Annotated in this window: 13 protein-coding genes and 3 pseudogenes; 9 read left to right on the top strand and 7 right to left on the bottom strand. The window is 70.1% G+C overall.

Annotation, left to right across the window (positions count from 1 at the left end):
• Positions 1 to 332 precede the first annotated feature (332 nt).
• Positions 333 to 1268: a hydroxymethylbilane synthase gene (hemC, locus tag IEY95_RS46685; protein ID WP_189192424.1), complete on the bottom strand. Its 936-nt coding sequence runs from the start codon at positions 1266 to 1268 to the stop codon at positions 333 to 335.
• Between the two features lie 338 nt (positions 1269 to 1606).
• Between hemC and IEY95_RS46680 the strand changes: the two genes are divergently transcribed.
• Together IEY95_RS46680 and IEY95_RS46675 are read left to right on the top strand one after the other, a co-directional pair.
• Positions 1607 to 2200 carry an RNA polymerase sigma factor gene (locus IEY95_RS46680; protein ID WP_189192423.1) on the top strand — a complete coding sequence of 198 codons (594 nt, stop codon included), beginning with the start codon at positions 1607 to 1609 and terminating at the stop codon, positions 2198 to 2200.
• Positions 2201 to 2699: 499 nt separating this feature from the next.
• Entirely contained in the window at positions 2700 to 3044 is a 345-nt protein-coding gene (locus tag IEY95_RS46675; protein WP_189192422.1) for a hypothetical protein, read from the top strand.
• A gap of 71 nt (positions 3045 to 3115) precedes the next feature.
• Here the strand turns inward: IEY95_RS46675 and IEY95_RS46670 are convergent, their stop codons facing one another.
• A complete protein-coding gene (locus IEY95_RS46670; RefSeq protein ID WP_189192421.1) occupies positions 3116 to 3322 on the bottom strand; it encodes a hypothetical protein in 207 nt (68 codons plus the stop codon).
• A gap of 545 nt (positions 3323 to 3867) precedes the next feature.
• Between IEY95_RS46670 and IEY95_RS46665 the strand changes: the two genes are divergently transcribed.
• Entirely contained in the window at positions 3868 to 4071 is a 204-nt protein-coding gene (locus IEY95_RS46665) for a cold-shock protein (RefSeq protein ID WP_189192420.1), read from the top strand.
• Positions 4072 to 4954: 883 nt separating this feature from the next.
• Here IEY95_RS46665 and IEY95_RS49915 read toward each other — a convergent pair.
• Together IEY95_RS49915 and IEY95_RS46660 are read right to left on the bottom strand one after the other, a co-directional pair.
• Positions 4955 to 5098, bottom strand: a pseudogene (locus tag IEY95_RS49915) (flavoprotein); the annotation flags it as partial.
• Positions 5099 to 5221: 123 nt separating this feature from the next.
• On the bottom strand, positions 5222 to 5497 hold the full coding sequence (locus tag IEY95_RS46660) for a hypothetical protein (RefSeq protein WP_189192419.1): 276 nt from the start codon (positions 5495 to 5497) through the stop codon (positions 5222 to 5224).
• A 107-nt stretch (positions 5498 to 5604) separates the two neighbouring features.
• Between IEY95_RS46660 and IEY95_RS46655 the strand changes: the two genes are divergently transcribed.
• Complete coding sequence (locus IEY95_RS46655) at positions 5605 to 5979, top strand: DUF2255 family protein (RefSeq protein ID WP_189192418.1); 375 nt, start codon at positions 5605 to 5607, stop codon at positions 5977 to 5979.
• Here the strand turns inward: IEY95_RS46655 and IEY95_RS46650 are convergent.
• A complete protein-coding gene (locus IEY95_RS46650; RefSeq protein WP_229703832.1) occupies positions 5941 to 8604 on the bottom strand; it encodes a helix-turn-helix transcriptional regulator in 2664 nt (887 codons plus the stop codon). The two genes, IEY95_RS46655 and IEY95_RS46650, sit on opposite strands and share 39 nt — an antisense overlap.
• Positions 8605 to 8739: 135 nt before the next feature.
• Between IEY95_RS46650 and IEY95_RS46645 the strand changes: the two genes are divergently transcribed.
• The 5 genes from IEY95_RS46645 to IEY95_RS46625 all read left to right on the top strand — a co-directional run bounded on the left by IEY95_RS46645 (position 8740) and on the right by IEY95_RS46625 (position 13573).
• Complete coding sequence (locus tag IEY95_RS46645; RefSeq protein WP_189192417.1) at positions 8740 to 10020, top strand: MFS transporter; 1281 nt, start codon at positions 8740 to 8742, stop codon at positions 10018 to 10020.
• Positions 10017 to 11360 carry a carotenoid oxygenase family protein gene (locus IEY95_RS46640; protein ID WP_308429428.1) on the top strand — a complete coding sequence of 448 codons (1344 nt, stop codon included), beginning with the start codon at positions 10017 to 10019 and terminating at the stop codon, positions 11358 to 11360. Before IEY95_RS46645 ends, IEY95_RS46640 begins: the two co-directional genes overlap by 4 nt.
• A 183-nt stretch (positions 11361 to 11543) precedes the next feature.
• Positions 11544 to 11984, top strand: coding sequence for an SRPBCC family protein (locus IEY95_RS46635; RefSeq protein WP_189192416.1), 441 nt, complete (start codon positions 11544 to 11546; stop codon positions 11982 to 11984).
• A gap of 640 nt (positions 11985 to 12624) precedes the next feature.
• Positions 12625 to 12999, top strand: coding sequence for a roadblock/LC7 domain-containing protein (locus IEY95_RS46630; protein WP_189192415.1), 375 nt, complete (start codon positions 12625 to 12627; stop codon positions 12997 to 12999).
• Between the two features lie 208 nt (positions 13000 to 13207).
• Entirely contained in the window at positions 13208 to 13573 is a 366-nt protein-coding gene (locus IEY95_RS46625; protein ID WP_189192414.1) for an ArsR/SmtB family transcription factor, read from the top strand.
• Here IEY95_RS46625 and IEY95_RS49910 read toward each other — a convergent pair.
• Positions 13556 to 13779 (bottom strand): annotated as a pseudogene (locus tag IEY95_RS49910) (IS200/IS605 family accessory protein TnpB-related protein); the annotation flags it as partial. The gene IEY95_RS46625 and the pseudogene IEY95_RS49910 overlap by 18 nt on opposite strands.
• Positions 13780 to 13817: 38 nt before the next feature.
• A pseudogene (locus tag IEY95_RS46620) lies at positions 13818 to 14150 on the bottom strand (transposase); the annotation flags it as partial.

Below are 14150 nucleotides of genomic sequence, written 5' to 3'. Positions count from 1 at the left end.
AGACGGTCTTTCGCCCTGGAGGCGAAACCCCGTTCCCTGCCCTGCCCCCGCAGGAGTCCGATTCCTCCCCTGCCTGAAGACCGGGGCATCCTCGGAGGAACCAGGTGAACGAGCGCCACAAAGAAGAAGGGGTCCGTCGGCGACGGGCCCCCCTTTTCGTGCAAGCGCACACGGCCGGCGACCCCGGGCCCTGGACCTCCCCGGCAGACGAGAGGGACGGTGTGCCGTCTCCGACCGTGTTCGCCTGCTGCGGCATCCGCTGCTGCACCTGGTCGCCCACCGCGGCGAAGGTCCTCTTCCCGCGCTGCAGGGCCCCGACAGGTCGGGGCGTGTCAGTGTGCGAGGGAGTCGATCAGGGTGCGTGCGCCCTGGCGGAGCAGTGCGACGGCGACCGAGGTGCCCAGGGTGGCCGGGTCGAGGGGGCCCGCCCATTCGTGGGCGTTGAGGACGGTCTTGCCGTCGGGGGTGAACACGCATGCGCGCAGGGACAGTTCACCGTTGCGTTCGGCTTTGGCGTATCCGGCGATGGGTGAGTTGCAGTGGCCTTGGAGGACGTGGAGGAACATGCGCTCGGCGGTGGCTTCGCGGTGGGTGTCGGGATGGCCGAGGCCGCTGACCGTGTCGATCAGGTCGGTGTCGTTCTCGCGGCACTGGAGGGCGAGGATCCCGGCGCCGATCGGCGGCATCATCACCTCGGTCGGCAGGATCTCGGTGATCACGTCCGTGCGGCCGATGCGCTTCAGGCCGGAGGCGGCCAGGAGGAGGGCATCGGCGTCGCCCGCGGCGAGTTTGTCCAGGCGGCGGTTGGCGTTGCCGCGCATCGGTACACAGTTCAGGTGGGGGTGGGAGGCGGCGAGCTGGGCGATGCGCCGTACGGAGGAGGTGCCGACGCGGGTGCCTTCTGGTAGTTCGTCGAGGGTGAGCCCCGTGGGGTGGACCAGAGCGTCGCGGATGTCGTCGCGTTTGAGGAAGGCGGCGAAGACGGTGCCGGCCGGCAGGGGCCGGTCGGCGGGGACGTCCTTGACGCAGTGCACCGCCAGGTCCGCCTGGCCGGCGAGGAGGGCAGCGTCGACTTCCTTGGTGAACGCGCCCTTGCCCTCGACCTGGGCCAGGTCCCCCATCCACTTGTCGCCGGTCGTCTTGACCGGCACGACCTCGGTGCGGATGTGCGGGCGGAGCGCGGCGAGTTCGCTGCGCACGCGCTCCACCTGGGCAAGCGCCATGGGCGAGTCGCGGGAGACGATGCGGATCAGTTCAGGGGCGGACATGCCGCCCACCCTAGCCCTTTACGGGCGGTCACCGAGCAGCAGCCCCAAGGCCCATCTCATCGGCGTGGCACACAAGTTGGGGACCTCGGGCAGGCGTGCGAGGACGGTGTCGACGCGGTGCCGGTGGCCGGGCGGCCGACTGGGGACGAACTCCCCCGCGCGGAGGGAAGGCTGCGTTCGTGCAGTAACGGATTTCCTGCGCGGGCACTTCACACTGCGCGTCCTCTCAGGAGTCGAACGACATGAGGCGTGGAAGCGGCCCGCTCTGCGGACGGGAAGCGACCCGTGGGCCCCGAGGGAATGGAGTAATGCCAGTGACAGAGTCCGTGGAGAGCCCTATGGGGTTCAGCGCGCCGAGGCGCGGATTCCTGGGACTGCTGGGGCCTGCCAGGGCCAAGGAACGCGAGAGCGTCGAGAAGATCATGGAGGGACTGGAGAAGCAGTCGGCCACCTACAAGAACATCATCCTCACGCGGATCGACCAACGGTACGTCGATGACGTGTGGGGCGAGGCACAAGTCAGGATGACCGCGCACCTGCGGGCCGGCCACCGGGTGAAGAACCCGGCCGCCTACATGACACGCGTGTGCATCAACTGCGCCTACGACGAGCTCGAGAAGATCAAGAAGCGTGCCGAGGACCTCATCGGCGATGACGACACCAGCGTCCTGGAGCGCACAGACGTCCTCCTGGACGACTCGGGCCTCATGTACTCGGACGTCAAGGCGATCATGGCCGAGGTGCTGACCCCGCGCGATCACCGCGCCTACGTACTGCGCTTCGTCTACGGCCTGAACGCCAAGGAGATCGCCGAGGTCCTGGACTGGACCCACGACTGCGTGCGCCAGTCCCTCGTACGAGCGGACCGGATCCTGAACAGGCCGGAGGTGAAACGCCGCTTCCGCTACCGGCCTCGCAGCTCGGAGCGATGAGTAGACCCCTTCCAGGGTCTGCGGATCCCGGCCCCGACCGGCACTCAGCCGGACGATCCGCCGCAGGCCCGAGTGGGGATCTACCCCGGCCAGGAACGGGCGAAATCTCGGGGGATTGGCCCGCACCTGGTTCACACCGAGCGAGACCAAGGAAGGGAAGTCATTCGTGTACAAACTCGTACTCACGATCATCGCGTTCGTGATGGCCGCGTGGACCAGGCTGCGTCGCCTCGTTGAAAGGGTTCGCACGCCGCGCACCGCCGTGTGGGAGGACCTTCACGAGGACACGGCGGTGACCGAGGGGCAGAGGGGTCCTCTCGGTCACCGCTCGCGGTCCAACGACGGACTGCAGCCGGGCAGGGCGTGAGATAGCACAGGGCGGTGTTGTCGCACCGCCTGGCAGCGCAAGGCGGGGGCCCCGACTTCACTGTCGGGGCCCCCGCCTCCGTCGTACCGGGTGTAGGCGCACGGCACGATCAACCACCCGGGAGACACCGACATGACCGCCACCTCCGAGCCGCCGTTCCCGGACATCCTCGGCAGCAGCTTCAAGGATTTCCTCACCGCCGCGGAACAGGACCTCGCCGGTCACCGGGCCGAACTCGAAGTCGCCGAGAACCGGGTGCGCCGCTTGCGCCGCCGTCAGCGCCGGGCCCGCCGCCGCGAGCTTCTCCAAGCCGCCCCGCACGCCGCCCGCACCGCAGCCAAGTACGGGCTCATCGCCGCCGGGTTGATCGCGTTCGCCGCCGCGATCGCGCTGCTGTGCACCGGACGGCCCGGCAGCATCGAGTTCTTCATCGCCGGCGCCACCGCCTGGAGCACCGCAGCCGTCATCCCCCGCTGACCGCATCAACGCTCCGATGCCCCGGCCCAGGCCGGGGCATCGGTATGTCCAGGCCCACAGCGCTGCTGGTTTCACACGCCTCGTTTCGTCGCCCGCTTCACCACCGTCTTCTTCGCGACGGTCTTCTTCGCGACGGTCTTCTTCGCGACGGTCTTCTTCGCGACGGTCTTCTTCACGGCCGTCCTCTTCGCGCTCTTCTCGGCCACGGCCGTCCTCGTCGGCAGCTCGCGCACGCCGGCGTCGCCCCTATCGCCGCGGGAGGCCTTCGCCGTGGCCACGAACTCCCCCAGACAGAAAAGGTCCTCGGACTCGTGGGGGCCGAGGGCTGCGTGGCGTGCCCGTCGGTGTGTTCCCGAGTGTGCTTGTGGTGTGCTCCTGGCCGTACGCCGTGACGTGGAATCTGCCCGTTCGGCTCTGCCAAGCATCAGGTGCAGCGGCAAAGCCCTGGAGATCGGGGGTCGTTACGCGTATCCCCTGTTCGGCCCACCCTCCCGCCCCGGTTCGGGGTCGGGTGCGGTCCCAGGGGGCGAGCGGCACCCGTGCCGTCGCAGGCTGGGTGCCCGTGCCGCGGCCGGGTGTGGTCGGGTCTGTGGTCGCTCCTACAGCCCCCACCACGCGGCCAACCGACGGAATTTGCTGACCGCTGAAACGCGGACGATGCCGGGTGAGAGTCCCGCGTAGGCGTGTGGAGATTCCCCTTCGGAGCGGCGGCCAGGCACATAGCGATACCGATCCGATACCCTCCGTGATGCTGTCCGGGGGTGATCGGGGCACACGGTCCCGCCCCCTCCGGCGCGGTGCCCCGACGTACGAGGAGAGCAGCATGGCTACTGGCATGGTGAAGTGGTTCAACGCGGATAAGGGCTTCGGCTTCATCCAGCAGGACGACGGTGGGCCGGACGTGTTCGTCCATTTCTCCGCCATCCAGACGCCCGGCTTCAAGGAACTGCACGAGAACGACCGCGTCGAGTACGACGTCACCCAGGGGCCCAAGGGCCCCCAGGCCGAGAACGTCACCGTCGTCTGAAGGAACCCGCCACGGTGCGAGCGTCGACGGATCCAAGACGGCCACAAGGCCCGCTGACCTACTCCGCGCATTCCGTCACCCCGCGAGCCGCGTTCCGTCGGTTCCCCCACGTGTGCGCAACACCGACGCCACGAGGGGCACAACCCTCTCGCGCAGACAGCGTGCCCAGCAGACCCGCCGAAGACTGATACGCACACAGCCCCGACCAGGTCCTGGCCGGGGCTGCACGTGCGCATGACCGTGGAGGGCGGTCGCCTACGCGGCGAAAGGCTCCATGAGGCTTCAGCCGAACGATCGTCCTCATGGGCAATAGGTGAGGCCCGGGGACACTGTCCCCTCCACAACCACGTCCTCCTCAACCACCAGCACCCGGCGAATGTTCCCCGCGCCCCGCGCCCCGCGGCCATTCGCACGCAGCCCGGAGCGGCTCGCCACCCCAGTGCGGTGGCAGCCCACGGCGGGGCAGGGTCTGCGGCGCAGCCGGGTGGAGGCAGTGCTGCCCCAGGCGCTGTCCGCCGGATCTTGCTGGACAACGAGAGACGTAAGCGCCGCCCACCCGAGACATGAACGCGATCTCCGCCTCGTGGAGCTGCAATGGGACGGGGACGCTGTCGGGGCGCGGTGTCGTGTCCTCGGCAGGCTCGGCCGGTGTGGTCGGGGGTGGAGGGATCATCGGAGGCGGTGAGCGGTGCGGGCGCTTGGGCCTGCTCCGCATCCGCGAGGTCTCCGCGGTCGGCGGGTTGCGTCGGGGCTGCGGTTTCGGTGGCGTGGGGAGGGTGGCCAGCAGAGCGTTGGTGAGGCGTGGTGCGGGATTCGTCGCGACAGTTGGTGTCACAGAGATGGCGGCAGACCAGGGTTTTGATCTCACGGGATGTACAAGCGCTGCTTCAGCTTCGGGCCCCAGCAGATCCAGCGCCTCCTCCCATCGGAAGCGGTCAGCACCACCACCAGCCTTGGGCTTGTGAGGCTCGTACATGCCGATCAATACGCCCATGGCGCACAGCCGTTCCAGACTCTGCCGGTAGGCGGAACAGCCTGCCGGGGATCAGCTCAACGATGCGCTCCACGGGGGACCGCCCGGCCGGTGCGAAGGATCCGCGTGTCGGTGCGGACGGCTCCTGAGGAGGGTTCGCCACCGGCGGCGCCCAGGTCAGTCCCAGAGGGAGATCGCCAGGACGAGGGCGGCGGCCGGGATCAGCAGCCACGGCTCGGCCAGGACCAGGAGCCCGGTGAAGATCAGGGCGAAGTACGCCAGTGCCTTGGCGGCGCGCCGCTGGGCCTTGTTCTTCTTCTCGCCCTTGTTCTTCTTCGCGCCCTTGTCGTGAGGCGCCGCTGCGTCAGAGGCCGCCTCAAGGATGCCGGTTTGGGTGTCGATTGCGGTCGCGGCTGCAGCTGCAGTTGCGGGGTTCATGTCGATGTTCGTCATGGCGCTCAGCCTCGTCGCGAGAGCACCGCCCTCGCGTCGGCGAAGCCCGCCTATCTAGGTGATGACCACCGACGCGTACGTAGTGCCGGCACGGTGAAAGTTGGTCCATGAACACTGTCATGGACCGCGCGGAGATCGTTTTGTGGGTACGGCATGCGAACGGCCGGTGGTCGGCCAGGACGGTCTGGGTGGTGGTGGTCGACGGGGAGGCGTATGTCCGCTCGGCTTTCGGATGGCGCAGTGCCTGGTACCGCCGGGTCCTGATGCACGCGGACACGGAGGTGGAGGTGGCCGGGGTCCGGCTGTCCGTCGCCCTCCAGCCGGTGGACGATCCCGAGCTGGTCCAGCGCGTCTCCGGTGCCTACTGGGCCAAGTACGGGCTGAGTTGGCCCGGGCCCGTGGAGTCGATGAACGGGCGCGAGGCCGCGGCCACCACCATGCGGCTAACGAATGTCGGGCAGGTCTCGCAGTTGCCTGCGTGAGGTGAGCCCGAGCTTGCGGAAGATGTTGCGCAGGTGTGCGTCGACCGTCCGCGGGCTGAGGAACAGCTTCGCCGCCACTTCCTTGGAGGTGGCGCCGTCGGCGACCAGGCGTGCGATGTGCACCTCCTGCATCGTCAGCTGGTCCGAGGCCTTCGACGTGCGGCTGCGTGCCTGCTCGCCGGTGGCGCGCAACTCGCCGGCGGCGCGCTCGGCGAACGCCTCCGCACCGAGGTCGGACAGCGACTCGTGCGCCAGGCGCAGCGCGGAGCGGGCATCACGCCGTCGGCCCTGGCGGCGCAGCCACTCCCCGTACAGCAGATGTGCCCGGGCGCGGTAGAGGACCAGTGCACTGTCGTCGAGCAGGCCGATCGCCTCCTGGTAGGCGGACTCGTCCTCGGTCACCAGGGCCCGCGCATAGGCCTCGACGCCAAGACCCCACGCCTGCCGGCCTGCCTGCGTGCGTTCTTGGAGGCAGGCGAGGGCCGTGGCGGCGGCCTCCCTCTCGCCGCACCGCATGGCTGCCTCGACCAGCTCGGGCAGGGCAAGGCCCGCCGTGCCGACGGCGCCGTACTCGACCGCCTGCTTCGCCGCTTTCAGCGCGGCCGGGTAGTCGGCCAGGCCGTTGCTGAGCACGGCTGTGGCCCACTGCACGCTGAGGCTCATCCGGTGATCCACCGACGCGAACAGTTCGACGGCGTCCTTGCGCCGCCCGCGCATCGCGGCCAGGTGGAGGCGGGGGTAGACCAGCGGTGCCGCGCCGGTGGCGTCGGCGATCGCCTCCTCCTCGGAGATCATCTCCATCGCGGCGCCGAAGTCGCCCGTGTGCACGGCCGCGGTGGCCTGCATGGCCAGTGCGATGGGCAGCGCGTGGAAGGAGCCCGACTCACGGCCGGCCGTGACGGCGCGGGTGGCGATGCCGTGCAGGGCGTCGAAGTTCCACAGCTCGGTGGCCAGCATGAAGCCCAGTGACGGCCGCCTGGCCCACACGTCGTCGTCGGCGTCGCCGACGACGGGCCTGAGGATTTCCCCCGCCGCCGGATGCCCGTCGCTGACCAGGCTGATCAGGCCGGTCAGGACCGCCGCCGCGCCGGATGCCGGTTCGCTCGACGGCGGGGTCTTCCTGGCGGCCTCCACCACGTGGTCGAGGCCGCCGAGCAGAAGGCCCATCTCGATGGCGTCGAGATAGCACTCCCGTGACCAGGTGGGGTCGGTGGCCGCCAGCCGGGCGGCGGCGCGCAGGAGGTAGGCCGTGGGGCCTTCGTCCCCCCGGCGGCGGACGAACGACAGCCTGCCGCGGAGCAGGTCGGCTCTGGCGGCCTGGCTCGGATCGTCGGTCGCCACGGTGGTGAGCAGGTCGGCCGCTGTGTCGAAGTCGCCCACCGAGAGCTTGGCCTGGACCGCGGCGAGAAGGCGCTCGGCGCGTTGGACCGGGCTGATCGTGAGGGCGGCCGAGCGTTCGAGGAAGGCCGCCGCCGCCGCGATACCGCCGCGTTGCTGGGCGCGGGTGGCGGAGGTTTCGAGCTCGGCGGCGACCTGCTCGTTGGGGCCGGTACTGGCCTGGGCGCGATGCCAGGCCCGCCGGTCGGGGTCGGCGACCGGGTCGGTCACGGCGGCCAGCGCCTCGTGCGCCCTGCGCCGCTCCTGGGGTGCTGCGGCGCGGTAGGCGGCCGAGCGGGCGAGGGGGTGGCTGAATCGGATCCGGGTGCCGAACTCCAGCAGGGGGACGGACTGTGCGGCGGCAGCAGCGTCGATGCCCAGGAGTTCGGCCGCGCGCCACAGCAGGCCGGGGTCGCCGATCGGGTCGGCGGCGGCGACGGTCACCAGCAGCCGGGCTGTCGGCGGCAGGAGCTGCAGCCGGGACCGGAAGCTCTGCTCGATGACGGCGGGTACCGAGTCGGGCTGGGCGAATCCGCCCGCCATCCCGGCGAGTCCGGCGGTTCTGGGAAGCTCCACCAGCGCGAGGGGGTTGCCGCGCGCCTCGGCCAGGATGCGGTCGCGTACCGGCTCGTCCAATGGGGCGCGGATCGCGGCGGCCAGCAGCGCGCGGGCATCCGATTCGCCAAGACGTTGAAGCACATGGCCGTCCAGCTCGTCCAGTTCGGGCAGGCGGCTCGGCTCGCGTGCCGCGAACACGAGGGCGATCGGTTCGGCCGAGATGCGACGGGCCAGGAAGGCCAGCGCTTTGGCCGACGCCTGGTCCAGCCACTGTGCGTCGTCGACGACGCACAAAAGCGGGCGTTCGCGCACGGTCTCCGCCAGCAGGCCCAGCGACGCGACGCCGACCAGGAATGGATCGGGTGTGCCGGTGTCGAGGCCGAAGGCGATCTCCAGGGCCTTGCGGTGCGGCGCGGGCAACGCCGTCAGATGGCCGGTGACGGGCGCGAGCAACTGGTGCAGCGCGGCGAACGGCAGCTCCATCTCGAACTCCGCGCCGGACGCCTGCATGACGAGGAATCCGGTCGCGGTCTCGTCCAGCTGCCGCAGCAGCGCGCTCTTGCCGATGCCCGGCTCACCGCGCAGGACCAGGGCGCCGCCCCGGCCCTTTCGTGCCGCTTGGAGCAGGGCGTCGAGCCGGCGTATCGCGTCCTGACGTCCGATCAGCACGTCCGTGTATGTCTCGGGCACGTTTGACAACCTATGCGGTCGTGCAGGGCTGGGGAATCCGGGAACGACCCCAGTCGCCCAGGGGTCTTACGGAGCACGTCGTATAGGCGATGACTACCGACGCGAGCGGGGGACGCCCGCTGCGAGTGTCGGGCCATGACCCGCACCGCACCGCAACAGGCCACCACCGGCTGGATACCGCTGGCGGTTTTGGCCACGGCCCAGTTCCTGGTCGTGCTGAGCACGTCGATCGTGAACGTCGCCCTGCCCCAGATCCGGGCCGGGCTCGATCTGTCGGACACGGGCCAGGCGTGGACGGTCAACGCCTACGTACTGGTCTTCGGCGCGCTGCTGCTGCCGGGCGGGCGGGCAGGCGACGTATACGGCCTTCGCCACGTGTTTCTGCTCGGCATCGGCCTGTTCGCGCTCTCTTCTGTGGGCGCGGCACTGGCGCCCACGGCGATCGTGCTGATCGCCTGCAGGGCAGTGCAGGGAATCGGCGCCGCGCTGCTGGCGCCCACGGCGCTGGCCCTTGTGCTGACGCTCTATCCCGACAGCAAGCGGCGTGGCACCGCGCTCGGAGTGTGGGGCGCGGTCTCCGGTGCCGGCGGGGCGGCGGGCGTGCTGCTGAGCGGGCTGCTCACCAGCCTGTACGGCTGGCGTGCGGTGTTCGTCGTGATGGTGCCCCTCGCCCTGGCCGTCCTGGTGGCCACCCGGCTGCTGGTCGGGGCCAGCCGGCCACGCGGCAAAAGCCTGGACGCGCCGGGCGCGGTGACGGTGACGGCGGGGCTGGTCGCGCTCACCTACGGCCTGTCAGGCCTTTGGCCGCTCGCCGTGATCGGTCTGGCGCTGCTCGGCCTGTTCGTGGTGTTCCAGCGCCGCGCCGCCGACCCGCTGCTGCCGGCGCGCATGAGCGTGGTGGCGGTGCCAGGCGTGCTGATGGCCCTGCTGGGCGCGGTCTGGCTCGGCCTGTTCTACTTCCTGCCCCTCTACCAGCAGCGCACCCTTGGCTACTCGCCCTTGGAGGCCGGGCTGACCCAGCTTCCCCTCGCCCTCATGATCACCCTCTCGTCGTGGGTCACCGGCAAAGTCTTGGGCCGTCATGTGCTGCCCGTGGGCCTGCTGGTCCTCGCGGCCGGACTGGCCTGGCTGTCCCGAACCCCGGCCGACGGCACCTTCCTTGTGGACCTGCTCGGCCCGACGCTCCTCATCGGCATCGGGCTGGGGGTGGCCTTCGTCCGGCTCACCGCGATGTCCTCCACGGGCGTCCCGGCCGCCGACAACGGCCTGGCCGGCGGGCTGGTCAACGCCTCCCGGCAGATCGGCGGAGCCATCGGCCTGTCCTTTTTGACCCAGCTCCCCTCCTTTGGCGCGGCCTTCTTGGCCTGTGCCGCCCTGACCCTGCTCATCTCGGCTCTCTCGACGCGAAAGGCATGACCATGACCCTGGACAAGCCGTACATCAGCGGCCACTTCACCCCTGTCACCGACGAGATCACCGGCCGCGAGCTGACGGTGCGCGGCACTCTCCCGCCCGAGCTGAACGGCCGCTACTTCCGCAACGGTCACAACCCCAAGCCGGGCATCACCCCCACCCACTGGTTCCGCGGCGAGGGCATGATCCACGGGGTCCGCCTGGCGGGCGGGAGGGCCGAGTGGTACCGCAACCGCTGGGTGCGCACCCCCTTCCTGGACGGCGTGCCGTTCACCGGAACCGAGCTCGAAGTCAGCGCCGCCGCCACCAACATCATCTTCCACGGGGGCCGCTACCTGGCCCTGCAGGAGGCCAACCTGCCCTGGGAGGTCAGCGCCGACCTCGACACGATCGGCGTCTACGACTTCGGCGGCAAGCTCACCAGCGCGATGACCGCCCACCCCAAAGAGGACCCGGCAACCGGCGAGCTGCACTTCTTCAGTTACAGCCCCTTCCCGCCGTACCTGACCTACTACGTGGCCGACGCCCGCGGCGACATCGTCACGTCGGAGGTCATCGACGGCTCCGGTCCGTCGCTGATGCACGACTTCGCCATCACCCGTGAGCACGTCGTCTTCATCAACTCGCCCGTGGTCTTCGACCACGCCGAGCAGTCCGGCATCCCCTACCGCTGGCACGACGACGTCCCGCTGCGCATCGGCGTGATGCCGCGCGCCGGCGGCAAGACCACCTGGTTCGAGGTGGCCGACCAGGCGGCGCTGCTGCACGTCGCAGGCGCCTACACCGACGCGCAGGGCCGGATCGTCCTCGAAGCACCGCGCTTCGACCGTTCCGCCTGGGAGAACTCGTGGAAGTGGTGGGTCGGCGCTCCCGGCTACGGCACCAGCCCCGACGCCGGCTCGACCTTCCACCGGTGGATCATGGACCCGGCCACGGGCAAGGTCACCACTGAGTCCCTGGGCGACCTGGCCACCGAGTTCCCGTCGATCAACGACGCCCACACCGGTTCGGCCTACCGCTACAGCTACGCCATCGCCTTCCCCGGCGCGGGCCTGTCGGGCTATCACACCGTCAAGTTCGACACCCAGACCGGCCAGGAGAAACTGCTCGCGCACGGCGAGGGCCGGATGCCCGGCGAGGCCGTCTTCGCGCCCGCCGAGGGCGCCACCGCCGAGGACGACGGCTATCTGCTCACCATCGTCAGCGACCTCAAGGCCGACGCCTCGGAGCTGCTCGTCCTGGACGCGAGCGACCTGAGCACCGTGGCCGCCGTCGAACTCCCCCGCAGGGTGCCCGCCGGCATCCACGGCCACTGGATCCCCGACTCCGCACTGCCCGCCTGACCTGCCTGACCCGCCTCGGCCGCCCGGTCCGCTGCCTCGCCGATGCGGCCCGGGCCCCGAACCCGTCCGGTATCCAAGGCCGCTGGATCCCCGACTCCGAGATGCCCACCTGACCCGCCCCAGCTGCCCGGGCCGCCGTCGACTCCCCTGCGGCGGCCCGGGCCCCGACACCGAGGAACCGCCATGACCTTCCCCACGACCATCGACGAGAACGCCCCCGTCGTCGCCGACCACACCATCCGGATCGCCGCTCCTGTCGAGCGGGTCTGGCAGCTGCACACCAAGATCGGCTCCTGGCCCGGCTGGCAGGGCGCCATCACCGAGGCCCGGCTCGACGGCCCCATGGCCCCCGGCACCACCTTCCACTGGGTGACCGCGGGCCTGTCCATCGACTCCACCATCTACGCGGTCGACGCCCCGTACCGCATCCTGTGGGGCGGTCCCGCGCACGGCATCACCGGCGTGCACGAGTGGACCTTCACCGAGGACGGCGACGGCGTCGTGGTCCGCACCCGGGAGTCCTGGTCGGGCGCGCCGGTCGACGCCGACCGGGACAACCTCGCCGCCGCGCTGGACGATTCGCTCAGCACCTGGCTCAACGCCCTGAAAAAGGCGGCGGAGTAGTGCCGAGCCTGTCTTCCTCACCGATCCGGTACTGGCCTTCGCGCCGGCGATCACCGACGGCCTGCTGGGCCGCCGGACCGGAACGCCGCCAGGCACAGCCCGCACCACAGCGGGGCGAGGCAACGGCGAAGTCCGCTCGTCCTGTACGTCACCGCCGCAGTCGTCGCCGCCCGGCCGACGGTCGCGGTACTGCTGCCGGCGACCAGCGGGTGGCAGCTGATCACCCACCGCTTCCTGCTCGGCCTGCCAGTCGTGGTGCTGCCGCTGGTGCGGCCCAGTGTGGCCCTGCCGACGAGCCCGGCGACTCGTTCGCGGTGGCTGTCGCTCTGCCACAGGGCGACGGCGCGGATCTCGGCCTCGCGGCTCCTCCGTCTCGACGGGCAGTGTCGTGGCTCGTACCACAACACGCTTCCACTCCCCCGACGGGCCACGGAACCAAGGCTCCGGCGTCAACTTCTTGGCCAGTCACGGCACTTCCGGTCCATCGAACGATCCGGTCGCGCCATTGTTCGGTCGTCCCAGGTCAGTCCCAAAGAGTTCCTCCAGAGGTGATGGCGGCGTGCATACGGTCCGGACACCGAGGCGGGTCGCCAGCACCGGCCCGCGCAGTCAACGGCACGCAATGCAATAGGGAGGCACTGTGGCGAGTGTGGAAGTGTCGCTGAAGGAGATGATGGCCGCGGTCGAGGGAGCCCTGGGAGCCGCCGTCGTCGACTACACCAGCGGAATGGCGCTGGGCACGCTCGGCGGGGGCAAGGACCTGGACCTGACCGTCGCCGCGGCAGGCAACACGGATGTCATCCGGGCCAAGGTCCGCACCATGGAGCAGTTGGGTCTCAAGGGCCAGATCGAGGACATCCTGATCACGCTGGACCGCCAGTACCACCTGATCCGCCTGGTCACCGGTCGTACCGGCAACGGGCTGTTCCTCTACCTCGTCCTCGACAAGGCCCGATCGAACCTGGCGATGGCCCGCCACCAACTCAAGCGTGTGGAGGAGGTGATCGAGATCTAGCCCGCCCAAGGACGCCGGTGGCCACGCCTGCCCATCATGTGAAGACTTCTTCAAGTCACCACATCAGCATGGTGCCAATGTGCGTTCCTGCCGAGTCCAAGGCGTGAAGGATCGGCCTCCGAGAGCGGTCTGTGGTGCGGCGGCGTCCTCGGATGCCGCCGCACCACGGCGGCCGCAATCTCACCCATCCGACCAGGAGCGAGCATCCATGCAGGCCCCCCTCTACCAGGTCAAGGCGGAGTTCTTCCGCATGCTCGGCCACCCCGTACGCATCAGGGTGCTGGAACTCCTCCAGCACGGGCCGGTGTCCGTACGGGACCTGCTGGCCGACATCGACATCGAGCCGTCCAGCCTGTCGCAACAGCTGGCCGTCCTGCGGCGCTCCGGGATCGTCGTGTCCATGCGGGAGGGCTCCACCGTCCGCTACGCGCTCGCCGGAGGAGATGTCGCCGAACTCCTGCGTGCCGCCCGCCGCATCCTCACCGAGCTCCTCACCGGCCAGCACCAGCTCCTCGCCGAACTCCAGCAGGCCGACGCTCCGCCCCAACCGTTCCTGATCAGTGAGCAGGGGTGAGCCTTGGACCCATACCTGGTCACTGCGGACATCCCGAACGGTTTTGGATGTCCTGGTTCCTCGCCGTTCTCTCCGCTCCCGGCGACACGGATCGTGTCCGTGGTCCAAGGATGCGGGGGCGGGGTCCCTCACGCGGCACCGCGATGGGCCTGGACGGTCCGATGCCCCGCGCGATCACTCCGGTCGCGCGGAGGCGGCGCCGTCCTCCCCCAGTGCCTTAGAGGTTGCGCAGATAGGCGTGCGGTCATGGGCGGCGGCGGGGGCGTTCGTCCCAGCGGTGGGTGGTCCAGGCCCGACGGATCAGGCTACGCACGGTGATGATGGTGTCGGCGAGGTCGAAGAAGGCGTCGAGGACGGTGGCCCGGCGCTCGTAGCAGCGGGCGAGGCGGTGGAAGGCGTTCTGCCAGGCGTGGGTCCGTTCGACATGCCACCTCTGACTGCCTGTATCGGCGCCTTCTCACCCTTGTGCGCGATGCGGCCGTGCAGGCTGCGTCCGTCGAGCAGGGCGCGGGTCTTGTCCGAGTCGTAGCCGGCGTCCAGGTGCACGGTGATGTCGTCGGGCAGCGGTCCCAGGTCG

The sequence above is a fragment of the Streptomyces albiflavescens genome (genome assembly GCF_014645835.1).
Lineage (GTDB): Bacteria > Actinomycetota > Actinomycetes > Streptomycetales > Streptomycetaceae > Streptomyces > Streptomyces albiflavescens.
This window is presented reverse-complemented; position numbering and strand designations above follow the sequence as displayed.